Origin of the sequence: Paenibacillus sp. alder61 (genome assembly GCF_020179875.1) — a bacterium.
Taxonomy (GTDB): Bacteria; Bacillota; Bacilli; order Paenibacillales; family Paenibacillaceae; genus Fontibacillus; species Fontibacillus faecis.
On sequence record NZ_JAIUDG010000009.1, the window covers coordinates 229539 to 250430 of the forward strand.

Annotated in this window: 26 protein-coding genes and 1 pseudogene; 26 read left to right on the forward strand and 1 reads right to left on the reverse strand. The window is 56.5% G+C overall.

Features of this window, described 5'->3' with window-relative positions; translation table 11 throughout:
* Positions 1 to 48 precede the first annotated feature (48 nt).
* The 18 genes and pseudogenes from LBW89_RS11810 (at position 49) to LBW89_RS11895 (ending at position 13075) form a co-directional block, all read left to right on the forward strand.
* Positions 49 to 225 (forward strand): hypothetical protein, encoded by a 177-nt coding sequence (locus tag LBW89_RS11810; protein ID WP_170287066.1) that lies wholly within the window; start codon positions 49 to 51, stop codon positions 223 to 225.
* 8 nt (positions 226 to 233) lie between these two features.
* Positions 234 to 1127 (forward strand): hypothetical protein, encoded by an 894-nt coding sequence (locus LBW89_RS11815; RefSeq protein ID WP_148451412.1) that lies wholly within the window; start codon positions 234 to 236, stop codon positions 1125 to 1127.
* 18 nt (positions 1128 to 1145) lie between these two features.
* Positions 1146 to 1370: a hypothetical protein gene (locus tag LBW89_RS11820; RefSeq protein ID WP_225039200.1), complete on the forward strand. Its 225-nt coding sequence runs from the start codon at positions 1146 to 1148 to the stop codon at positions 1368 to 1370.
* Position 1371: 1 nt separating this feature from the next.
* Positions 1372 to 2832: a phage tail sheath family protein gene (locus LBW89_RS11825; protein WP_148451413.1), complete on the forward strand. Its 1461-nt coding sequence runs from the start codon at positions 1372 to 1374 to the stop codon at positions 2830 to 2832.
* Positions 2833 to 2851: 19 nt separating this feature from the next.
* Complete coding sequence (locus tag LBW89_RS11830; protein ID WP_148451414.1) at positions 2852 to 3268, forward strand: phage tail tube protein; 417 nt, start codon at positions 2852 to 2854, stop codon at positions 3266 to 3268.
* A 51-nt stretch (positions 3269 to 3319) separates the two neighbouring features.
* Complete coding sequence (locus LBW89_RS11835) at positions 3320 to 3778, forward strand: phage tail assembly chaperone (protein WP_148451415.1); 459 nt, start codon at positions 3320 to 3322, stop codon at positions 3776 to 3778.
* A gap of 14 nt (positions 3779 to 3792) precedes the next feature.
* Positions 3793 to 3936 (forward strand): hypothetical protein, encoded by a 144-nt coding sequence (locus tag LBW89_RS11840; protein ID WP_170287060.1) that lies wholly within the window; start codon positions 3793 to 3795, stop codon positions 3934 to 3936.
* A gap of 79 nt (positions 3937 to 4015) precedes the next feature.
* Complete coding sequence (locus LBW89_RS11845; protein WP_225039201.1) at positions 4016 to 5794, forward strand: hypothetical protein; 1779 nt, start codon at positions 4016 to 4018, stop codon at positions 5792 to 5794.
* A gap of 14 nt (positions 5795 to 5808) precedes the next feature.
* Positions 5809 to 6450: a LysM peptidoglycan-binding domain-containing protein gene (locus tag LBW89_RS11850; RefSeq protein WP_148451417.1), complete on the forward strand. Its 642-nt coding sequence runs from the start codon at positions 5809 to 5811 to the stop codon at positions 6448 to 6450.
* Positions 6447 to 7418 carry a phage portal protein gene (locus LBW89_RS11855; protein WP_148451418.1) on the forward strand — a complete coding sequence of 324 codons (972 nt, stop codon included), beginning with the start codon at positions 6447 to 6449 and terminating at the stop codon, positions 7416 to 7418. Before LBW89_RS11850 ends, LBW89_RS11855 begins: the two co-directional genes overlap by 4 nt.
* Positions 7408 to 7779, forward strand: coding sequence for a hypothetical protein (locus LBW89_RS11860; RefSeq protein WP_148451419.1), 372 nt, complete (start codon positions 7408 to 7410; stop codon positions 7777 to 7779). Before LBW89_RS11855 ends, LBW89_RS11860 begins: the two co-directional genes overlap by 11 nt.
* On the forward strand, positions 7772 to 8230 hold the full coding sequence (locus tag LBW89_RS11865) for a DUF2634 domain-containing protein (RefSeq protein ID WP_148451420.1): 459 nt from the start codon (positions 7772 to 7774) through the stop codon (positions 8228 to 8230). Before LBW89_RS11860 ends, LBW89_RS11865 begins: the two co-directional genes overlap by 8 nt.
* The gene (locus tag LBW89_RS11870; protein WP_148451421.1) at positions 8230 to 9348 is read left to right on the forward strand and encodes a baseplate J/gp47 family protein; all 1119 of its coding nucleotides are present in this window, start codon (positions 8230 to 8232) and stop codon (positions 9346 to 9348) included. Before LBW89_RS11865 ends, LBW89_RS11870 begins: the two co-directional genes overlap by 1 nt.
* Positions 9349 to 9451: 103 nt before the next feature.
* The gene (locus LBW89_RS11875) at positions 9452 to 10000 is read left to right on the forward strand and encodes a YmfQ family protein (protein WP_225039205.1); all 549 of its coding nucleotides are present in this window, start codon (positions 9452 to 9454) and stop codon (positions 9998 to 10000) included.
* A gap of 118 nt (positions 10001 to 10118) precedes the next feature.
* A pseudogene (locus tag LBW89_RS27895) lies at positions 10119 to 10250 on the forward strand (phage tail protein); the annotation flags it as partial.
* A gap of 943 nt (positions 10251 to 11193) precedes the next feature.
* Positions 11194 to 11643 (forward strand): holin family protein, encoded by a 450-nt coding sequence (locus LBW89_RS11885; RefSeq protein ID WP_148451423.1) that lies wholly within the window; start codon positions 11194 to 11196, stop codon positions 11641 to 11643.
* Entirely contained in the window at positions 11621 to 12475 is an 855-nt protein-coding gene (locus LBW89_RS11890; protein ID WP_148451424.1) for a glycoside hydrolase family 25 protein, read from the forward strand. The genes LBW89_RS11885 and LBW89_RS11890 overlap by 23 nt, the downstream gene beginning before the upstream one ends.
* A gap of 84 nt (positions 12476 to 12559) precedes the next feature.
* Positions 12560 to 13075, forward strand: coding sequence for a hypothetical protein (locus LBW89_RS11895; protein ID WP_148451425.1), 516 nt, complete (start codon positions 12560 to 12562; stop codon positions 13073 to 13075).
* 68 nt (positions 13076 to 13143) lie between these two features.
* Here LBW89_RS11895 and LBW89_RS27500 read toward each other — a convergent pair whose 3' ends face one another.
* Entirely contained in the window at positions 13144 to 13275 is a 132-nt protein-coding gene (locus tag LBW89_RS27500) for a hypothetical protein (protein ID WP_263639132.1), read from the reverse strand.
* A gap of 192 nt (positions 13276 to 13467) precedes the next feature.
* Between LBW89_RS27500 and LBW89_RS11900 the strand changes: the two genes are divergently transcribed.
* From LBW89_RS11900 to LBW89_RS11935, 8 genes are all read left to right on the forward strand, one after another.
* Positions 13468 to 13680, forward strand: a complete 213-nt coding sequence (locus LBW89_RS11900; protein WP_148452607.1) for a hypothetical protein — start codon at positions 13468 to 13470, stop codon at positions 13678 to 13680.
* Positions 13670 to 13897 (forward strand): hypothetical protein, encoded by a 228-nt coding sequence (locus LBW89_RS11905; RefSeq protein WP_148451426.1) that lies wholly within the window; start codon positions 13670 to 13672, stop codon positions 13895 to 13897. The genes LBW89_RS11900 and LBW89_RS11905 overlap by 11 nt, the downstream gene beginning before the upstream one ends.
* A 139-nt stretch (positions 13898 to 14036) precedes the next feature.
* Positions 14037 to 15602 carry a DUF4127 family protein gene (locus LBW89_RS11910; protein WP_148451427.1) on the forward strand — a complete coding sequence of 522 codons (1566 nt, stop codon included), beginning with the start codon at positions 14037 to 14039 and terminating at the stop codon, positions 15600 to 15602.
* Between the two features lie 73 nt (positions 15603 to 15675).
* Positions 15676 to 16788: an amidohydrolase/deacetylase family metallohydrolase gene (locus LBW89_RS11915; RefSeq protein WP_148451428.1), complete on the forward strand. Its 1113-nt coding sequence runs from the start codon at positions 15676 to 15678 to the stop codon at positions 16786 to 16788.
* Positions 16754 to 17857: a DgaE family pyridoxal phosphate-dependent ammonia lyase gene (locus LBW89_RS11920; protein WP_148451429.1), complete on the forward strand. Its 1104-nt coding sequence runs from the start codon at positions 16754 to 16756 to the stop codon at positions 17855 to 17857. The genes LBW89_RS11915 and LBW89_RS11920 overlap by 35 nt, the downstream gene beginning before the upstream one ends.
* A gap of 1 nt (position 17858) precedes the next feature.
* A complete protein-coding gene (gene dagF / locus LBW89_RS11925) occupies positions 17859 to 18614 on the forward strand; it encodes a 2-dehydro-3-deoxy-phosphogluconate aldolase (protein WP_148451430.1) in 756 nt (251 codons plus the stop codon).
* The gene (locus tag LBW89_RS11930; protein WP_148451431.1) at positions 18607 to 19623 is read left to right on the forward strand and encodes a sugar kinase; all 1017 of its coding nucleotides are present in this window, start codon (positions 18607 to 18609) and stop codon (positions 19621 to 19623) included. The genes dagF and LBW89_RS11930 overlap by 8 nt, the downstream gene beginning before the upstream one ends.
* Positions 19624 to 19634: 11 nt before the next feature.
* Positions 19635 to 20348, forward strand: a complete 714-nt coding sequence (locus tag LBW89_RS11935) for a GntR family transcriptional regulator (protein WP_148451432.1) — start codon at positions 19635 to 19637, stop codon at positions 20346 to 20348.
* Positions 20349 to 20892 lie beyond the last annotated feature (544 nt).

A 20892-nucleotide genomic window follows, 5' to 3' on the forward strand; every position in this document is an offset into this window, starting at 1 on the left:
GAAAGCCGCTGACCCGTTCAGCGGCTTTTCTTATGGGAGGGAAGCGATTTGCGAAACCGCAGCAGCAACAATAAAAATCCGCCGAATCATCGGATCGCGGCGGAAGCGGACTGGACTCAGCCGGAGCGCTGCGTCCGCTGCGTTTGGGGACGCCTTGAAGGAAACCGGCAGTTTTGCAGCCTGCCGAGATGCGTCGCGGCGGGAAGCCCGGCGGAAGGGAGGTGAGTTGGATCATGCTTGATTCCATGATGAGAACGACCTATGACAAGCTTCGAAGCTCTGTCCCGGAATTGCGGGAAGTCTATCTCCATGCCCCGCCCGCCGGAGCGGAGGCGCCGAAGCCCTACGCTGTATTGGCCGCGGGAAAAGACAGCGGGGAAAGTCCCGGTTCCGGCCTCTGGAAAGGCTTCCGGTATCTGATGAACATCGAGATGTACGGTTCTCAGGCTTCCCCGGCACAGTCATCGTCATCGGATCCCTTGCAGGCGCTGACCGCCGCTTTGAACGAGGCGCTGGACAAGCAACTGCTGGAGGACGATACGATTGGAAAGTTCACCTTGCTCTCCCTTGGCCCTTCCGGCCCCGATTGGGTGGACGAGGAGCGCCAAGCCGCGGTAAGGACGCTGCAATACGCCTTGGTGTCGCCTCAACCTTTAGCCGAGCCGACGCCGATCGTCAGCGACCCCTGGCTTATTGCGCTGGCGGATTGGACCCAAAAGCGGCTGGGCCGCGAGTGGTCCGTATACACCGGGAACTGGCCGGTGGGAGCGGGCTCCCCCGCGATTTTATGGCGCGTCGTCGAGATGAGCGCCGTTCCCCAGGGGACGAAGGCGGTTGAGGTGCGGAAGCGGGCGAGCGCTTTTTTCCGTGCCGCGGATGCCGATCAGGAGCATGCCGCATTACTGCGGCTGCTCGAAGGTCTGGGCTTGTCCGCGAAACTTCCGCTAGCAGCGGAAGAGAAAACCTACATGAGGGCAACCGGGGTCCAGGTAAACACCAAAACGGTGGCGGACGGCTACTCCCCGTCAGGGGAAGGGCCGTTAAGCGTTACCTTAAGCCGGAGAGTAGCGGAGGCATCCGCGGACGCCCCGCTCATGCAGTTCGTTTATTATCAATCCCATATTTGAGTGTTGAGGTGAGTTATCGTGAAATCGAAGAACAAGCAAACGACCGAAGCCGCCGGAATCAGCGGGAAAACGGCTTCCGAAGCCGAATATCCGCTCGAGGAGCTGGCGGAACACAGCGCCGCCCTTTTGGGCGTGAACCGGGAAGTTCTTTTGGGCGCGGTGCATGGAGCATCGCGGAACCATTTTAGCGTGGAAGAAGCCAGACAGCGGGTCCAACAATTCTTGAAAAGGAAGGTGCAGTAATATGGCAGGAGGAACTTGGAACGTAACGAATCAACCGGTGCTCCCCGGTTTGTATATGAATTTTGTGAGCGCGGCCGGAACGGCGATTCAGCCGGGAGCCCGCGGCGTGGTGGTCGCACCGGTAAAGTCCCATTGGGGACCGGTCGGGCAATTCGTGGAGGTCGCCGGCGAAGCGGCGATCCGCGAGCTCTATACGGAGGATGAATCCGATGGAGCTTCGGCATTTACCACCTTATATTTGGCGCTTTTGGGCGGACCGAAAAAGCTGCTCGCTTACCGGATCGCGGACAGCACGGCCGCACCGGCGGAACTGACGCTGAAAAGCGCGGCCGCTGCCGAAGATAGCGTCAAGCTCAAAGCCAAGTATCCGGGCAAGCGGGGGAACGGCTTTAAAGTCACGGTTCAGCCGAGCCTTACAGTGGCGGGAACGAAAGAGCTGAAGCTGTACGAAGGAGGGACGCTGCTGCGGACGATCTCCATCGGCGACGGTGAAGCGGGCAAGGCGGCAGCGGCGATTAACGAAGATTCGGGCAACCGCTGGGTGATCGCGGAGAAAATCGCCGACGGTACGCTGGCCGACGTTTCCGGAGAGTCTTTTGCCGGGGGTGCGAGCGGGATTGCGGGCATTACGAACGCGGACTACCTGAAGGCCGCGGAAGCGTTCGAAACGCAGGATTTTCACGTGCTGACGCTGGACGGCGTCACGGATGCGGCGCTGCGGGTCAGCCTGGCCGCCTGGGTCAAGCGGGTTCGCGGCGAAGGAAAGGGGATTATCGCCACCCTGGGCGGCACGGCGGCCGAAGATACGGGAGCGGACGCGGTGAACCGGGCGATTGCGCGCAGTGCCGCACTGGATTTTGAGGGGATTGTCAATGTGGGTACCGGGGCGATCATGAACGGCAAGTCGTACTCCTCCGCCCAAGTGGCGGCATGGGTCGCCGGGCTGATCGCCGGTCAGTCCTTGAAGGAATCGGCCACGTACGCGGTCTCCCCTTTTGAGGATGTGACCCGGCGATGGACGCGTTCCGAGCAGGAAGCGGGCGTGCAGAACGGGGTCTTGCTGCTGGTGCATGACGGCCGGAAGGTCAAGGTGCTGCGGGGCGTGAACAGCTTGGTGACATTGCGGGAGGGCCAGAACAAGGGCTGGAAAAAAATCCGCAAAATCCGCGTGCTTGACCAAATCAATGCCGATTTGCAGCGCACCGCCGAGGATCATTATATCGGCAAAGTAAACAACACCGAAGAAGGCCGGCTGGCGCTGATCGGCGCCGGGAAGCAGTACCTGCAATCGCTGGCTTTGGAAAATGTCATCGAATCGACCGGCTATGACGTGACGCTGGATCCGCGCTACTACGGCAGCGCCCCGCAAATGCAGCCGGAGGACGATCAGGTTTATCTGGCATGGACGGCGGATGACACCGATGTGATGGAACAAATTTTCGGCACGTTTTACGTGCAATAATTCAGAGGGGGAATAGTCAATGGCACAATATCTTGATCCGGGCCGCGTCATTATGGGGACGTTCGGCCAGATTTTTATCGACGGGGTGTGGCAGTCGAATTTGAATCATCTGGAGGCCAATGTGGAGGCGGACAAACGGGAGCTGAATCTCGTGGGGACCGAGTATACGGTGTTCAAGCTGGGCCGCAAAAAAGGGACCGGCACGATGAGCGGTTACAAAATCACCTCGGACATGATCGCGCGGGGATTCCGGAAGTTCTCGATCATTCACAAGCTCGACGATCCGGAAGCCTATGGCTTTGAACGGATTGAATTAGTCAATTGCATGGTTGATAAAATTCAGCTGGCCAACTGGACCGCAGGCGAAGAGGTGGTGGAAGAAACACCGTTTACGTTTGAGTCGTACGTGCTGAAGGACCCGATCGTCGCATCCTGATATTTTTGATGAAAAATAGTACTTGCTATCCCATGAAGGAGGAACGTAACTATGAGTTTGGAACAGCTGAATGAACAGGATATTTTGGACGGTCTCTTCGAAACGGCGGCGAATCTGCCGGAAGAGGCCGTTTTTATTGGCCGTCTGGGCCTGCGGATTACGCTGCGGGGGTTGACCTCCAGCAAAGTGGATTCCATCCGTGAACGCTGCACGATCCGTAAGACGACAAAGGGTCAGGTGACGGAAAAAATCGACAGCGAGCTTTTTAACGCCGCGCTGATCAAGGAAGCGACCGCGTCTTTGGAGGTCGTCAAAAAGCTGGAGGATGGCGGGGAGCAAAGCGTCAAACTCAGCGGCTGGGGCGATGACCGGCTGATCAGCCGGCTGAAGCTGTCCGGCGGCGAAGAAGCCGTCCGCCGGATGCTGCTGGCCGGAGAACTGGATGCGGTCGGTGATAAGGTGCTCGAACTCTCCGGGTTCGGGGTGGACATCGACGACGTAAAAAACTGATTGACTCCGGCGGCGTGACGACGCTGCTGTTCCATCTGTGGACACGGCATCATCTTCGCCCCGGGGAATTCTGGTCACTCCCCAAGGGAGAGCGCCTGCTGCTGCGGGCTTTTTCGGAGAGGGAGCTGGAGCTGATGGCTTCGGCTTCCTCGCCGTAAGCCTTGCTGCGGGCGCGCCATATTGGGAGAAAGGAGGTGGCATATGGCTCAAAAAGAAGTGTTCGACCTGGATTTTGAGGTGGACAGCCGCGAACTGGATCAGGCGGATAAGAAGCTCCGCAGTTTGGATAAGCTGCTCCAGCAAACTCAGCGGCGGGCGTCCGTTCTGGGCAAGACCAAAATCGCGCCGAAGATCACGCTGGAGGACCGCTTTACGGCGGCCGCGGATAAGGTGGAGCGCAGGCTCTCCAAACTTCAGCGCACGACCGTTCGCCCCATCGTCGGCCTGGCGGATGGCGTAACCGCCGCGGCCGCGCGCATTCGCGCCTCCCTGCTGGGGCTCACCGGTACGCCCTGGCGCGTCCGGGTGGAGGGCGTGGATTGGGATGGGGTGATCGGCAAGCCTCTGATGGAGCTTTTGGGTAATGAGTCCATGTTTATGGAGGCGGGGAAGAAAGCGGGAACCGCGTTCTTTCAGTCCTTTCTGTCCGCATTCGATTCCAAAAGCCTCGACGCCCTAACGGGCGGAAAGTCCGGGGGTAGCGGTGAGAAGAGTGCCGAGTCCGGCGCGGGAGAGAAAGAGGATAAGACTTTTCTGGATAAGTTAATGGGCTTCGGCGAGGATATTGAAAAATTCAGCTTGGACCTCGGTAAGGATGTACTCAAAGATTTACTAAAAGATGAAATTAAAGGCTTATTCGACAAAATGCGAGGGAAAGACGACAAGAAAACTTGTATTTGCATTTGTAAATGCAACTGCGGCGGTGGTTCCGGCGGCCTTTTAGACGGTGATTTGGGTTCCGATTCCGAGGACGACGGGAAGAAGAAAAAGAAACCCAAACGAAAAAAGGGCCGGGGCTCCAAAAATCCTATGGCCGGCCTGGACAACGAGTCAAAGGACCCTACCAAATCATCGAACAGGAACAAAGCCGAGCAAGGCGGTAAATCAAAAGGCGCCCGAGGAGTTCCCGGGAAAACCAGGTCGGGACGATGGGGAGGGCTCCGAATCGGATCATGGCTCAGCGACGGGATGAACTCTCTTAAAAATACAGGAGCCAATTGGCTGCAAAACGGCAAGTCTCGGGTCGTCAACGGTGTTTCCTCTATAAAAGAGAAAAGCTCGGGCTTGCTAAAAAAGGGTGGAGCTTGGATTGGTAATGGTTTTTCCTGGCTTAAGGAAAAAGGTTCTGGTCTGCTTAGTAAGGGCGGAGAGTGGGTTGGTAAAGGAGTTTCCTTCGCCAAGGAGAAGGGATCAAATTTGCTCAAGCAAGCCGGCGGATGGTTTGGGAAAGGCATGAAGTTTATGGGGAAAATAAAGCTTCCCGGCCCTCTTGGCCTGCTAACGGATGTCGGGGCTTTTGCCACAGCCGGATCAAAACGGGACAAGACCAAGGCGGTTACCTCATCACTTTTATCGATGGCAGGTGGTGCTGTTGGCGGCTTTTTCGGTTCTATCGTACCGGGAGCGGGCACGGCTGCGGGAGCAGGTTTGGGATCTATGGCCGGAGACTTCCTAGGCGACAAGCTTGGGGGCTTTCTCTTTGATCTTTTTAAAAAGCCAGAAAAGAAAAGCAAAGCTCAAGCTCCAGCTGCCATCGCCGATACTCCTGCTATGAGAAAACCTTTGCAACGATTGCCAGAGCGTCCGCAAATCCCTTCAAAAAAGGATGAGAACAGGGAATTTCCGGTTGGTACTCAAGGAATGGCGCCAGCAGTCCCGAAGATCGATGTGGTTGTGTCCAAAGGAGCCATCAATTTAACCATCAATAAAGACGAAATCAATTATGACGAATTGGCTAACTTGTCCGGCCGTAAAATTGCCAACGAAATTCGCCTAGCCATGCAAAACGTCGGCTAAGGAGGGGAGCGCGCATGGAAATTCACTTGAAGGATGGCGCGGGAAATGACTTTCATTTCCCCGTCAATCCCGAGGAAATCACGATATCCCGGGGGAAGGCCCTGGAGACGGTCAATATCCTGTCTCTGGGCGAATACGACTTTCCCGCAGGAGAGAAGGTGAAGGAAATCGCCTTCTCTTCTTTTTTTCCGGCGGTGTATGATGAAGGATACTGCAATTATCGCGAGATACCCGATCCTCAGGAGGCGATGAACCTCCTAACCAAGATGATGAACAGCAAACAGCCGGTAAGGCTGATCATCACGGGGACGGCGGTCAATGTGCTGGTCATGATCTCGGCCCATAATACCACGTTTAAAGGCGGGGAACCGGGGGATGTTTATTTTGAGCTGACGGCACGGACGTGGCGCAATATGAAGGTCCATACGAATGCGGCCGCGGCCGCGGGAAAGTTGGCGCGGCAAGCCAGCCGCCCGGACACGAAGCCGAAGCCCAAAACGTATACGGTGAAAACCGGGGACACACTGTCGAAAATCGCCAAGCTGGAGCTCGGCAGCAGCGCCAAATGGCAGGCGATCTATAACGCCAACGCCAAGGTCATCGGCAAGGATCCGAACAAGATCAAGCCCGGCCAAAAGCTGGTGATGCCTTCATGAGCTATGAGGTGGTGCTGCAAAATAAGTATGATCTGCGCGAACTGGTCGAGAGCATAACGCTGACCGATTCGCTCGATCAGATCGCTTATCAGGCCTCCATTGCGATAAAGGTTCCGGCGGATTTTCCGGGAATCGAACCCGGTCACGAAATTCGGATCAGCGGCGTGCCATTCGGCGCTTCGAATCGGGTGCCGCTTTTGCATCCGGGGGTGGTTTGGGATTGCGGCAGCACGGCCGGCCAGACGAAGCACATGAATCTCACCGTGTATGACCGCACGATTTATTTGGCCAAATCGGAGGACGAGTGTCTTTTTGCCAAAGGAGGAACCGCTTCGCAGCGGTTAAAACAGCATGCCGCCAACTGGAGCATCAAGCTGGCGTCCGTCCCCGATACGAAAACCAAGCTGAACAAGGCCGTTTACCGGGCGCAAACCATCTACAGCATGATCATGGCCGACCTGAAGGAAACGGTAAAATCGGGAGGCGACATGTTCATCCCGCGGATGACGTCCGCCGGGCTGGAGCTGTTCAAGATCGGCGGGAACAAAACCGTTTGGAGGCTGGAAGGGATCGAGGAAGCGACGCAAAGCCGGACGTTGGAGGAAACGGTGACCCGGGTGAAAGTGCTGGGTTCGTCGGCCGATGAAAACGCGCCTTCCAAGGTGCTGGCCATCGCTTCGGGGCAAACCGCCGAGTATGGCGTGCTGCAGCGGATCGTGCAGGATGAGAATGTCAAAACGGCGGACGCCGCCAAAAAGCTGGCCGAATCGATGCTTACCGGCAAAGGCCTGTCCTACAGCGTGTCCTGCATCGACCTGAATACGGTCCGGGCCGGAGATCAAGTGAACTTCAACGGTCTGAACCTGATCGTGACTTCGGTCAGTCATCAACTGGGCGATCCGGGCCATATGACGCTGGAGTTGGCGACGTATGAAGATGTGAAAAGGAGGTATTTTCTTGAGCACTGATCCTTATACGGCTTTGGCCGCCGCTTTTCGCGAACAGGCCTGGAGCAAAACAAAGGAAGCCCTCTCCGGCACCGCAGCCGAGCTGGGTACGGTTACCTCCACGGGGCTCAAGCTGGATCATTTCAAGCATGAGATCGGCGATTATTATGTGGCGGAGTTTCCGGGGACTTTAAAGCTGCCTGAGCTGGAGTGGACGGGAGGCGTGACCGAAAAAAAAGAGCGGTTCGTCTTCGATCCTTCCGAAACGGAGGAAGTCGTCCTGAAGCCGGTCTACAAGCCCGGGGACCGGGTGCTGGTCATTCCGCTGAACGGCGGTCACGATGCGGTTGTCCTCTGCAAGGTGGTGAGCGCGGGTGGATAATCTTTTTCCGATAGATGCGGAGCAGGCCTGGGCCGCCGATGGAGCGGGGGAGGAGACGGCGGATGAGCGGGTTCCGTTCGGGCGGAGCTGGCGGTTTGATTTTGACCGGGGCGAGTTCGTCTTGACGCCTGCGCGAAAAATCGTCCCGGCCGATAACACGGAAGCCTGGGTGATGTGGTGCCAGAAGGCGATCCGGACGCCGCGTTACAGGCACTTGATTTACTCGCGCGACTACGGGCAGGAGTACGAGGAATTGATCGGCCGAGGCTACAGCCGCGCCGTTCAGGAAAGCGAGATCGAGCGGATCACCCGGGAAACCCTGTTGACGGATCCCCGGACTGCTAGCGTGGATGAATTTGTTTTTGACTGGACGGGAGAGCGGTGCCGGTTCACCTGCCGGGTGACGAATGTTCAGGAGGAAGCGTTGGTTTTGGAAGGGAGCGTGAGTTGATGGCGGAGCTGCCATTATTTTTGCAGGAACAGACGGAAGAACATATTATGCAGCGGATGCTGGCGAGGGTGCCTTCGGATATCGATAAATCCGAGGGTTCTTTTATTTGGGACGCCCAGGCTCCGGTGGCCTTTGTGCTGGCGGAAGCCGCAGGCTGGGCGCAGCAGGTGCTGCAGCGCGGCTTTGCGGGGACGACCTACGGGGCGTACCTCGATTTGCGCGCGGCGGAGCACGGGGTCACCCGGCGGCCGGCCGTGGCGGCGGTCGGGACGATCCGTTTTACCGGGGTCCCGGGTACGGTGGTCCCGGCGGGAACCGCCGTGCTGACGCCGGCGGACGAGGGGACGAACGAGCCGTCCGTGGAGTATGAAACGACGCAGCCGGCGACGGTGGGGTCGGAAGGAACGGGGACCGCTCCGATCCGGGCATTGGTGCCCGGGCGTTCGGGTGTCGTTCCGGCGGGCGTCATTACGTTGATGTCGACGCCGGTCAGCGGAATCACCGCCGTGACGAATCCCGAGGAAACGCGCGGCGGCGCCGATACGGAGTCGGACGAACTGCTGCTGGAGCGTTTTTACGCCCAGGTCCGCCATCAGGGGACCAGCGGCAACAAGGCGCAGTATATGAAGTGGGCCGGCGAAGTGCCCGGCGTGGGCGGGGTGCAGGTGCGGCCGCTTTGGCAGGGTCCGGGCACCGTCGGGATCTATTTGCTGGACACGGACAAACGCGCGGCGAATGCCGACATCGTGGCCGCGGTCCAGCGGCACATCGATCCGACGATGGATGGCCAGGGCGAAGGCATGGCTCCGGCGGGGCCCGTCGTGACGGTGATGGCCGCGGAGGAGGTGCCGATCGCAATCCGCGTGAAGCTGACGCTGGCCAGCGGGGTGACGCTGCCGGAGGTCAAAGCGCTGATCGAAAAGGGGCTGCGGGACTATTTGAAGCAGCTCGCTTTTGCCGATCCGCTGGTGAGATTTACACGGATTGCGGCGATCCTGCTCGATATCCCGCCGATCATCGACTATACCGACCTGACGGTGAACGGTAAGGCGGACGCGAACATCGAAATTTTGCCGGGTCAGGTCGCCGTGCCGGGGGCGGTGGAAATTGATGAGTAATGTCGAAGCCGCGGCAATGGCGGTTGTCGCCCAAGACGCCGGAGGTGCCCGTGCCGGTGAGTATGCGGCTGAGCGGGAGATCTCCAGTCCGCTGGGACGCGAGATGTTCTCTTTTTTGCCGGGATATTATGAAAACTCACGCATTATGAGCTCGGATATGAACGCGAAGGGCGCGGAACTGGATGAGCTTTATCGGGCGCTAAACGAGACGTTGGACCAGTTTTTTGTGCGAACGGCGACGTGGGGGCTGGATCGGTGGGAACAGGAATTGGGTTTGACCACGGACAAGGAAAAACCGTTGGAGCAGCGCCGGGCTTTAGTGGAGTCCAAGCTGCGCGGGGCGGGGCAGTTCTCCGGCCGCCTGGTCAAAAACGTGGCGGAAGCCTACGACGGCGGGACAGTCGATGTGACTTTTGCGCCTTCGGAGTGGAGTTTTACGGTTAAATTCGTCGATACGATCGGCATTCCGCCAAATCTGGACGATTTGCGGGCGATGATCGAGGAGATTAAGCCGGCGCATCTGGCGGTCGAGTACGAATTCAGTTATTTGTTGATCCATCAGCTTCATGGCGTCAAGACGTTGAGCGAGATGGAGCAGATCCCTTTATCCAAATTTGCAGGAGGTGGTTCCCTTGGCCAGCAAAACGCCTAACCTTGATTTATTGAAAAAAGACCCCGTCGCGGACGGGAACGACACGTTTAATATTGAGACGATGCTGAATGAGAACTGGGATAAGATTGATGCGGCGGTGGGAGAGGTGCGGGAGGAACTGAAGGAAGTCCATGTTCCTTCGGCTACTTTGACCGAGCCAGGTATCGTGCAGTTATCCAGTGCCACCAACAGCAGCAGCGAAGCGCTTGCCGCCACGCCCAAGGCGGTCAAGTCGGCTTATGATGCGGCTGTGGCGGCGAAAGCCACGGCTAGTGTGGCAAATTCAGCGGCTGCGACGGCTCAGAATACAGCCAACAGCGCAAATAGTGCGGCGGCGGCCGCCCAAAACTCGGCCAATGCCGCAAACAACGCCGTTGGCCCGTTGGCATCCCTACTCACCGGGGTTAAATCCAACACGGTTGCCGCGATCAATGAGCTTTTTACAAATGTCAGTGATGGGAAAAACACAATCGCTTCCGCCATCACTGGCAAAGGAGTACCGGCATCAGGGAGCGATACGTTTTCAGCTTTGGCTGGAAAAATCGGGAAGATTGACATTAAAGGTTATGAACAAATTAATATAAGTAGTCAAGGGGATTTAGAAACAACAGATTCCAATAAATTTTTTAATATATGTACCATCTCGAACAACCCGGATAGAAATAGAATTTTATTAGTGGGGACTAGGGGGGCTTATTTAAGGGCTAACCGGCACGGTTATCTTTTTATGGTACGCCATACGACATCCAATACAGCGTTGCAAATTTTAAGTGTAAGCGAAGAAGGTTATGAAAGTGACGAATACTTAGCGGAAATTGCCTTAATTGATTTTAATCTGGCTATCGGGAAAATGTATGTAATATTAGGACTAAAAGCCGATAAATATGAGGGATTAACAAAATATTCAGCTTTTGAGAGTGAACTTTCTCCCGAATGGGTGATGAAGTTAAGAGATAATTTTGAAATTGGTATAAGAGGTCTTGGTGCATCGCCAACTAATAGTGCTAAAGGAAACTATAGATTTGATGCTTCCGCTTGGCTGTTTACTTGAATACTAAGGTTACCGGTAGAGATAAGTTAGAATAGTTTTATAGTTTTCGACTTATTCGACTTAATAGTGGAATTATTATTGTTTGCCCTACGGAAAATCCGGGGGCTTTTTCTTTTCCACTAATCCCAAGGAGGCAATCGACATGAAAGACCACCTAGATTACTTCACCACCAGCACAGCCTCTATTGTCGGAGCGATGATGGGTTACATGGTCGGCGGTTGGACCCTTCTCCTCCAGGTTCTACTCGTCTTCGTCATCGCCGACTGGATTACCGGCTGGGTCGCCGCGTGGATGAACGGGGAGCTGCGCAGCCGGATCGGGCATGAAGGCATTATCCGCAAGGTCACGATTTTTATCCTGGTCGCCATCGCCAATCTCATCGACGGGATTTTAGGCGAAGGGCATTATATCCGGGATGCCGTGATCTTTTTTTATTTGGCGACGGAACTGCTATCCATCATCGAAAACGTGGGGCGGATGGGGATTCCCATGCCGGAGGTGCTGCGGAGCGCCGTGAAGATTTTTCAATCCAAAAGCGGAGAAAACAGCGAGGAGGGAATCAAGGATCATGCAGGCAAAAAGCAACCGTAACGCGCGCGGCATCGACGTCTCCCATTGGCAGGGGGAGGTCGATTGGCCGAAAGTCAAGGCCGCAGGCCTCTCTTTCGCCTTTATTAAAGCGACCCAGGGAACGGCCTGGGTCGACCCGAAATTCCGCGGCAACGCTGCGGGCGCACACAAGGCAGGGCTGCTTACCGGCCCTTATCATTTCCTGGACGCGACCTCGCCCGAAGCGGCCGCAAAGCAGGCGCAGCATTTCGCGCGAACGCTGCAAGGCGTGGGCACGCCCTTCGCCCTCCCGCCCGTCATGGACTACGAAAACAACCCCGCAGGCTTGAGCCGGACGCAAATCAACCAGATTGCCAAGGCGTTTCTGTCCGAAGTGGAGCGGCTGACCGGCATCCGCCCGATCATCTATACGGGCAACGCGTTCGCCCAGCAGTTTGATGAAACGCTGCAAAGCTATCCGCTTTGGGTCGCTCGCTACAGCTCGGCCGCTCCCTACGATGTTCCGGCCTGGAAAAAGTGGGAGTTTTGGCAGCACAGCGACAGCGGACGGATCGCCGGAATTGCCGGCCATGTCGATCTCAACGTGTACCGCGGAACGTCGGAGGAATTGCAGGGGAGATACGGTGTTTCCAATAACCCCAGGCGAGAGGAGGACCATGATATTTCCGGACAGGAACGCAATATCGAGCAGGTCAGCGAATGGGCGGCCAAGGATTGGGCCGAAGCGAAAGCTTGCGGCATTTTTGACGGAGAACGCCCCGGAGCGCCGTTGACCCGGGAGGAAGCCGCGGTGGCGATCAACCGGCTGCGGCGGCAAATATTAGCTGCATGGAAAGACGCGAAGCCAAGTTAATGTGACGAAAAAAGAAGACAGCCCCGCCAACCGTCGTGTATAATTGGAAAAAAGATGCATGACAGGTTGGGGGGCTTTTACATCGTGTCCAAAACTACATATGTTAAAATTATTTCCGGCTTGCCGGTCAAATACCCGCAAATTGAGCTTCAGTTGCTTTTCGACGAAGAGTTTTTGGATGTGATCGAAGGAAGGCATGACGGGCGCAAATGGGTGGTGGAGAATATTTTTAAAATCCCGCTCAAGAATATCATTGCCACCTCCGCTGAAGTGATACGGAAAGAGTACTACGTGGAAGAGGAGTACGCCAAAACGACGCTTCACAAAGGGCTGTTCGAGGAATATGCGGTCACCAAAAAAGAAACCGACCTCAAGAAAAAGACCGATTGGATTTTTCCCTACAATATTTCCTTTATCAACTCGAACGGCGAAGCGGCCTTGGCGCAGTTTTATTCTCCCTCCGGAAGGGAAGGCATGACGAGAAACTTTAACAAGAAGCTGGAACAAAAGCTGCTAACGGTTCCCAAAAGTCCGGAGGTATTGGGCTTTTATAAGTTCATGTACGAAGAGAACAACAAAAGTAAAGAACGGATCGTATAACACTGCAGTTTGAATTACACACTCCGTATGAAAGAGAGGCCGCTCTTTTCAAGAGCGGCCTCCTCCATTTATTTTCCCCAGTACACCGAAAACAAAATGTACATTACATACCCGCAGCCCAGCAAAATCGCAAACGCGCTGATCCATAGGACGGCCTTTCCCCAACTGCGGTATCGTTCACCGGGTTTCCATAGTCCCATCGCACTCACTCCTTTTAATTATTTTAAGTTCATCTCCCCGTTTCTAAACGCAAATCATAAGTTTCGGAGCCCCTGCCCGGCTTTGGTAAGTTCTCCGGCTGTCAAGGAATTCCCGGAAGAGACGGTGATTTTTTCTTGTTGAATAAAGAACGTGTGTTCGCATATAATACAAACAAATGTTCTTATTTGGAGATGAGGCGCGTGGAAAAATACATCGGACGAATCGTAGAGATCATCTACCTGGACCGGAAAGGGAAAGTGACGCAGCGGCGGATCGAAGTTCATGCGGTCAGAGGCGGTTTGGTGCGGGCCACTTGCTTGACCAGCGGGGCTCCCCGGGCTTTTCGGGCCAGCCAAATCCTGGCCTGTTCCCCGGTGAAAGGGGGCGGAAGCCATGCTTCCTGATCTTGAGCGCAAGCTGCTGCGTATCCTGTTTAATTTCACCATCCAACGCAGGAGGATGCCAATGATGGGAGAACTGGAGCGGATGACCGGCCGCGGCAAAAAAGACATCCTGAAAGGGCTGCGCCAATTGGAGCGGGAACGCTACATTCACTGGCCGAATCCCCCGGAATTGGAAGAAATTCTGGTGCTGGAGGCTTTTGAGCGGGGATCTCTCTGAGGATCCCCCGGCCTCATTTTTTGGATATTTTCGTAAAATCGTGGGATGTTTCTTTGCCGTCGGGAGCGCTAAGATAGCAGTAAGCGTACACTACAATGAAAACGCTTAATTTCCTAAGCGAAAGGGAGAGAGCGCACTCATGTCAAAAGTGGTTTATCTGCCATTGGACGAAAGACCCTGCAATTACCGGTTTCCGCTGCGGCTTGCCGCAATGACCGATTTGCAGCTTGCTGCGCCGGACATCCGGCTGCTGGGGCAAAAAAAGAAACCTGCCGATACGGCGGCGGTGCGGCAGTGGCTTTTGAAGGAAACCGCGGATGCGGACTATCTGCTCGTGTCGATCGACCTGCTGGTTTATGGAGGCATCGTTCCGTCGCGCCTGCATCATCTGACCTTCGAGGAATGCCTGGAGCGCTTGTCCGTGCTCGGGGAAATCAAGAAACAGAGGCCGGGGCTGCGGATTCACGCTTTCAATCTGATCATGCGGGTGCCGAACAACAACAAGGACGAGGAAGAGCCGGACTATTACAAATTTCACGGCGGGCAAATTTTTAGATACAGCTACTTGACCGACAAAGAGGAGCGGGACACCCTTAGCGAGGCGGAGCGGGAGGAGCTGGAACGGGTAAAGGCCCTGATTCCCCCGGAATATCTGAATGATTTCGTCGGGCGCAGGCAGGTCAACCAGCAGGTCAATCTCCATTCCTTGGAACTGGCGCGCGAGGGCGTGATCGACCATTTGGTCATCCCGCTGGACGACAACGCCGAGTACGGTTTTTCCCCGAAGGAGCAGCAGCTTATGATCGGCCGGGCGTGGGAGCTGGGCGTCATGGACCGCGTTATGATCTATCCCGGCGCCGATGAAGTCGGGTGCACGATGTTTTCGCATATTTTTTGCGAGACCAAGCGGCACAAGCCGGAAATTTTCGTGCGTTACTCTTCGACGAAAGGCCCGTTCATCAAGCCGAAATACGAGGACCGGAGCCTGAACGAGAGCGTCAAAGCCCACCTGACCGCGGCGGGTGCCGTGTTGGCGGACCATTCCGGCGAAACGCCGCTGGTGCTGATCGTCCATTCGCCGGCCGTCGACCAGGCGGGGATGGCGGAGCAGATTCCTTTCCGGGAGCGGCACCGTTCGTATTTCTCGGAGATTCAGTACCGCGAAATCGTGGAGGCCGCGGAAACCTATCTCCGGAAAGGCAAGCATGTCGCATTGGGCGATGTCGCGACCTGCAATGGCGGCGATCCCGTGCTGATCCAGCTGCTGAGGAGCAAAGGACTGCTGGACCGGTTGACAGCCTATGCGGGCTGGAACACCTCGGGCAACGCCCTGGGCACGGTCATCGCCCATTTCGTCATCGTTTCTTACTATCTGGAGCATCCGGAACAGACGGCCGGAATCGAAACGTTCCGGGAAAGCCGGAAATTTTATTATGAGCGCCTCGTGGAGGATTTTATTTATCAATCCCTCGTCCGCCAGGACATGCTGGAGAACGATCTGCCCGGACTGAACGCGAGCTATTACGAGATAGGCCATTGCCTGGATGAGGTGCAGACGATTTTGGAAGTGAAGATGAAGTGGCTAACGGCGGAATATTTCCAAGGCATTCGGGATGGAGAAGTCCGTTTGGCCCGGCTGCATTTTCCTTGGACCCGAATGTTTGAGATCGGTTTTGATTTGGAACTGCAATCTCAAACATTATAACGTTATATTTACTTCAGTGACCCCTCATGCTAAATTAAACATTATAATGTTATAAAAGAAAAAGGTGAATATCATGGGAGAGACATGGGTGCTTCGCCGCGTAAAGCGAGTCGGCGGGGAAGAGGTCGATATCGTGATCGACCGCGGCCGGATCGCGGAGATCACGGGGCCGGGCCAGGGCCGCGCTCCAGAGGAACGGGACGGCCAAGGGTTGTACGTGTCGAGCGGCTGGATCGATATGCATGTTCATGCGTTTCCCGAGTTCGACCCCTACGGCGACGAGATCGATGAGATCGGGGTCCGCCAAGGCGTGACCACGATCGTGGACGCGGGCAGCTGCGGGGCGGACCGGATCGCCGACCTCCTCAAGGACGGGGAGCGGGCGAAGACGCGGGTGTTTGCTTTTTTGAATATATCGCGCATCGGTCTGAGCCGTGTCGACGAATTGTCGCGCATGGAGTGGATCGACCGGGAAAAGATTAACCAAGCGGTCAACGCCGCCGGGGAGTTCATCGTCGGCTTGAAGGCACGCATCAGCCGAAGCGTGGTCGGGGACAGCGGCATAGCGCCGCTGCGCGCGGCCCGGGAGCTGTCCGGGGAAACGGGACTGCCGCTGATGGTCCATATCGGGTCGGGGCCGCCGGACATCCGGGAGGTCGTTCCGCTTTTGGCGGGAAGAGATATCATCACGCATTATTTGAACGGCAAAAAGAACAACCTGTTTGACGCCGGGGGACAGCCGCTTCAGGTGCTGGTCGACGCGATCCGGCGGGGCGTTCACCTGGATGTGGGACACGGTACGGCCAGCTTCTCCTTTCGGGTCGCCGAAGCAGCCAAACGGTACGGCATAGCGCCGGACACCATCAGCACCGACATCTACCGCGGCAACCGGTTGAACGGGCCGGTGTACGGCATGGGCAGCGTGCTGTCGAAGTTTCTTCTTCTGGGATATCCTTTGGAAGAAGTCATCGCAATGGTAACCACGCGGGCCGCGGCCTGGCTGGGCAAACCGGAGCTTGCGCGCATACGTGCGGGAGAAACCGCCAACCTGACGCTGTTCCGTCTGGACGAAGGCCCGGCGGTGCTGCGCGATTCGGAAGGCGAAGAGCGGCAGGCGAAGCAACTTATTCGAGCCAAGGGAGTTGTGATGAATGGGGAATTCATGGAATGCGAAATACGGCCTTAAGCGCGTGATCAACGCCAGCGGGCGCATGAGTATTCTCGGCGTGTCCGCGCCGAGCGATACGGTGATGGAAGCCATGAAGCAAGGCGGACAAAGCTATGTCGAAATCGCTGATCTGGTGGATAAGGCGGGGGATTACATCGCGAACAAGATCGGCTCCGAGGCGGCCGTCGTTGTCAATTCGGCGTCCAGCGGCATCGCTCTTTCCGTGGCCGCGCTCGTCACGCGGGGAAATCGGCGGCTCAGCGAACGGCTGCACCAGGAATTCATCATCCGCAATGAAATCATCCTGCTCAAGGGTCACAACGTACAGTACGGCGCTCCCGTCGAGACCATGGTTCATTTGGGAGGCGGCCGGCTGGTGGAAGTCGGGTATGCCAATGAAGGGAAGGCGGAGCATATCGCCGACGCCGTGAACGACAATACCGCGGCGATCCTGTATGTGAAATCCCATCATACGGTCCAGAAAAACATGATTTCCGTCGAAGAAGCCTGGCAGGTGGCTCAGGACAAAGAAATCCCCCTTATCGTCGATGCGGCGGCCGAAGAGGACTTGCGGAAGTATGTGGCGTGCTCGGATTTGGCGATTTACAGCGGCTCCAAAGCGATCGAAGGTCCCACCTCGGGCATCGTGGCCGGGAAACGCCAATATATCGACTGGCTCAAGGTGCAGCTGCATGCCATCGGGCGCAGTATGAAGGTCGGCAAGGAAACGATCTTCGGTCTTCTGCAGGCCCTGGATGAATACATGGTCAAAGAAGATAAGAGCGAGCAGGAGAAAGCGTCGCTGCAAGCGTTGATGCCGCTGAACGACATTCCCGGGGTCCGGGTGACGATCGTCCAGGATGAAGCCGGACGGGCCATTTACCGCGGGCGCGTTCATATCGATCCGGCGGCCGTCGGCGTATCCGCGAAGGAAGTGGCCTCGGCTCTTCAGCAGGGGGACATCGCCATTTATACGCGGGATTACGGGGTAAGGCAGGGGTATTTCGATATTGACCCCCGCCCCTTGCTTGGGGACGACATCCAGGTGATCGAGTCCGAAATCCGAAAATTGACGGGAGGCAAGTGAGATGTCGCAAATCGCAAAGCGTTTCTATAAGGATCGTGTGGCTCTGAATGTACTGGCGAAGGATATCGCCAACGCCAAGGAAGTGTTCGAGGCGGCGGAAGGCCATGTTTTGGTGGGGGTGCTCTCCAAGGCTTATGCCACGGTTGAAGAAGCCGTGGCCGCGATGAAAGCCTACGGGAAGGAAATCGATGAAGCCGTCTCCATCGGCCTCGGCGCGGGAGATAACCGGCAGGCGGCGGTTGTGGCGGAGATCGCCAAGCATTACCCGGGGAGTCACATCAACCAGGTGTTTCCGGCGGTCGGAGCGACCCGGGCCAACCTCGGCGGGAAGGACAGCTGGATCAACAGCCTGGTGTCCCCGACCGGGCGTCCGGGATACGTGAACATTTCCACGGGGCCGGTCAGCGCGGCCGGCGGGGAAGCCGCGATCGTACCGGTCTCTGCGGCAATTGCGCTTGTGCGCGATATGGGAGGCAACGCGCTCAAATATTTCCCGATGCAAGGCCTTAGCCGGGAAGAGGAGTACCGGGCGGTCGCCTCGGCCTGCGCCGAAGCGGGATTTGCGCTGGAGCCGACGGGCGGCATCGATATGGACAATTTCGAGGCGATTTTGCGCATCGCCCTGGAGGCGGGCGTAAGGCAGGTCATTCCTCACGTGTATTCCTCCATCATCGAGAAGGCGACGGGCGAAACCCGGGTTCAGGACGTACGCGCCCTGCTCGACACGATGAAAAAGCTGGCGGATACCCATGCCTAAACGGATCGCGGCGTTCGGCGAAGTGATGATGCGCCTGCAGGTGCCGGGGGTTGAGCTGCTTTCGCAATCCAGCGTCCTGAATTACTCTTTTTCCGGGACCGGTGTAAATATCGCCTCGGCGTTATCCCGGTTCGGCCATGCCGGGTACCTCGTCACCCGCCTGCCCAACGGACCGCTCGGCGACGCGGCCGCGGCCTATTTGCGGAAGCTCGGAATCGGCGCGGATTTCGTGCAGCGGGGCGGCAGCTATCTGGGCATGTATTTTTTGGAGAACGGCTTCGGCGTCCGGCCGAGCCGGGTTACTTATACCAACCGGCTGGAGAGCAGTTTCAACACCGCGCCGGAAGGGACCTATGACTGGGAGGGCATCGCGGCCTCCGTCGACGCGGCCCATTTTTGCGGCATCACGCTGGCCATGAACGACGGTGTCCGCGGCCATATGCTGGCCATGGCTCAAGCCGTCAAAAAGCGGGGCGGGGCGGTGGTGTTCGACTGCAACTACCGTCCTTCGCTCTGGGGAGAGCGGGGCTACCTCGCCGCACGGCCGCATTACGAACGAATGCTGGAGCTGGCGGACATCGTCTTGATGAATGAGAAGGACGCGATGCTCACCCTCGGCATGAATACGGAGAAGGAGACGCGGGAAGATCGGCTTAAGGCGCTGATTCCGGCGGTGGCCGACAAATTCGCAATCCGGGTCATTGCCGGAACGCACCGGGATATCCATGCGGATAATTCCCACTCCCTGCGCGGCTTTATTTACAAAGGCGGACAATTTGCGTTTTCCCGGCGGCTGACCTTTTCCGTCCATGATCGCATTGGAGCCGGAGACGCCTTTGCTAGCGGCATCATTCACGGGGAACTGGAGGGCTTTCCGCCGGAGCGGTCCGTGAACTTCGCGGCTGCCGCGGGAATGCTGGCCCATACGGTCGCCGGCGATACCCCGATGGCTTCGGAGGCGGAGGTGTTCCGGGCGATCGACAGCCGTATAGGCGATGTGGAAAGGTAGTGGAAGTGAACATGAGCTTGTCCCGAAAAGACCGGCCGTTATATTTGCAAATCAAACAAATTTTAAAGGATCGTATTTTGCACGGCGTTTACGCGCTGGGAAGCAACATTCCGTCCGAACCGCTGCTCGAGAGAGAATTTTCCGTCAGCAAAATAACGGTACGCGCGGCGATCAGTGAATTGGTGCAGGAAGGCTATTTGGAAAAAGGCAGCGGGAAGGGCACGAAAGTCATCCGGAACAAAGCGGCCTCCAAACTGTCGAAGTGGAAGCCTTTCACGGAAATTCTCGTGGAATCCGGACACCGAATCCGCAAGCGGTGGCTGCGGACGGAAATCGTGTCGAACGAGGAAGGAACGGAACTGTACCGGGCGTTCGGCACGCGCTGCTTGAGGATGGAGCGCCTTTATGATTTGAACGATCAGCCGTATATTTTTTACGTGCACTATTTGACCATCGAGCTTGAAGGCCTGGAACTGACCGATATGAAAGATCAATCGTTGTATGAGCTGCTGGAAGAGCAGGGCTTGTCCCTGGACCGGCTGCGGGACGAATTCGGCGTAGAGTCGGCCGGGCCCGAGGTGGCGGATATGCTGAATCTGGAGGAGGGAACCCCCCTCCTGAAACGCAGCCGCTATTCCCGTGACGGACGGGGAAGGATCATCGAGCTGAGCATCGGTTATTACAATACAGGGCTGCAGAATTACATCGTGAACTATGACGTGTAAAGTGAGCCTGTATGGGTTTGCCGAAAGCGGTGGGACGGATTGGCCAGGGCGCCAAGCGGTCCCGCTTTTTTGTTTGGGGCTTTAGCCAGTTAAGGTGGCGAAGCGGGCGAAACAATCAAACCACCAGCTATGCGGGTGGTATAGTGATGCTTATAGCCAAAAACCAACTGATGGTTTCGTTATCATAGGAGTGTTCAAGCTACGATGTACAACGAAAGGAAAAGGTGGCTTAATGCACTAGCGTTGCATTAACCCGGGGGTCCAATGCTGTAACCGCCTCTCTTCGAACTCTGGCCGGTGGATAAGCGCCTTTTGCGGCGCTATTTTGTCGAATTTGGCCCTTTGGTGTGAAATAGCGGTCTTTTGGGGTCTTATTTTAGAGAAAGTCGGGCAATAACCGGATTTTTGGGCTCGCACCACAGCAATCTTGCAAAAAAAATGACATAACAAGTAAGAAGAATAATTTACAAAAAAAGGAGACCCCAGTTATCGTAGAATTGTACAGATACATACGAAAGGAGGTCTCCTTGAATACAAAGATACC

Bases quoted from the DNA above. Each gene is read 5' to 3' on its own strand.
- LBW89_RS11815 (WP_148451412.1), top strand. From the start codon at position 234: ATGCTTGATTCCATGATGAGAACGACCTATGACAAGCTTCGAAGCTCT.
- LBW89_RS11825 (WP_148451413.1), top strand. From the start codon at position 1,372: ATGGCAGGAGGAACTTGGAACGTAACGAATCAACCGGTGCTCCCCGGT.
- LBW89_RS11830 (WP_148451414.1), top strand. From the start codon at position 2,852: ATGGCACAATATCTTGATCCGGGCCGCGTCATTATGGGGACGTTCGGC.
- LBW89_RS11835 (WP_148451415.1), top strand. From the start codon at position 3,320: ATGAGTTTGGAACAGCTGAATGAACAGGATATTTTGGACGGTCTCTTC.
- LBW89_RS11850 (WP_148451417.1), top strand. From the start codon at position 5,809: ATGGAAATTCACTTGAAGGATGGCGCGGGAAATGACTTTCATTTCCCC.
- LBW89_RS11855 (WP_148451418.1), top strand. From the start codon at position 6,447: ATGAGCTATGAGGTGGTGCTGCAAAATAAGTATGATCTGCGCGAACTG.
- LBW89_RS11870 (WP_148451421.1), top strand. From the start codon at position 8,230: ATGGCGGAGCTGCCATTATTTTTGCAGGAACAGACGGAAGAACATATT.
- LBW89_RS11875 (WP_225039205.1), top strand. From the start codon at position 9,452: ATGTTCTCTTTTTTGCCGGGATATTATGAAAACTCACGCATTATGAGC.
- LBW89_RS11885 (WP_148451423.1), top strand. From the start codon at position 11,194: ATGAAAGACCACCTAGATTACTTCACCACCAGCACAGCCTCTATTGTC.
- LBW89_RS11890 (WP_148451424.1), top strand. From the start codon at position 11,621: ATGCAGGCAAAAAGCAACCGTAACGCGCGCGGCATCGACGTCTCCCAT.
- LBW89_RS27500 (WP_263639132.1), bottom strand. From the start codon at position 13,275: ATGGGACTATGGAAACCCGGTGAACGATACCGCAGTTGGGGAAAGGCC.
- LBW89_RS11900 (WP_148452607.1), top strand. From the start codon at position 13,468: ATGAGGCGCGTGGAAAAATACATCGGACGAATCGTAGAGATCATCTAC.
- LBW89_RS11905 (WP_148451426.1), top strand. From the start codon at position 13,670: ATGCTTCCTGATCTTGAGCGCAAGCTGCTGCGTATCCTGTTTAATTTC.
- LBW89_RS11910 (WP_148451427.1), top strand. From the start codon at position 14,037: ATGTCAAAAGTGGTTTATCTGCCATTGGACGAAAGACCCTGCAATTAC.
- LBW89_RS11915 (WP_148451428.1), top strand. From the start codon at position 15,676: ATGGGAGAGACATGGGTGCTTCGCCGCGTAAAGCGAGTCGGCGGGGAA.
- LBW89_RS11920 (WP_148451429.1), top strand. From the start codon at position 16,754: ATGGGGAATTCATGGAATGCGAAATACGGCCTTAAGCGCGTGATCAAC.
- dagF (WP_148451430.1), top strand. From the start codon at position 17,859: ATGTCGCAAATCGCAAAGCGTTTCTATAAGGATCGTGTGGCTCTGAAT.
- LBW89_RS11930 (WP_148451431.1), top strand. From the start codon at position 18,607: ATGCCTAAACGGATCGCGGCGTTCGGCGAAGTGATGATGCGCCTGCAG.
- LBW89_RS11935 (WP_148451432.1), top strand. From the start codon at position 19,635: ATGAGCTTGTCCCGAAAAGACCGGCCGTTATATTTGCAAATCAAACAA.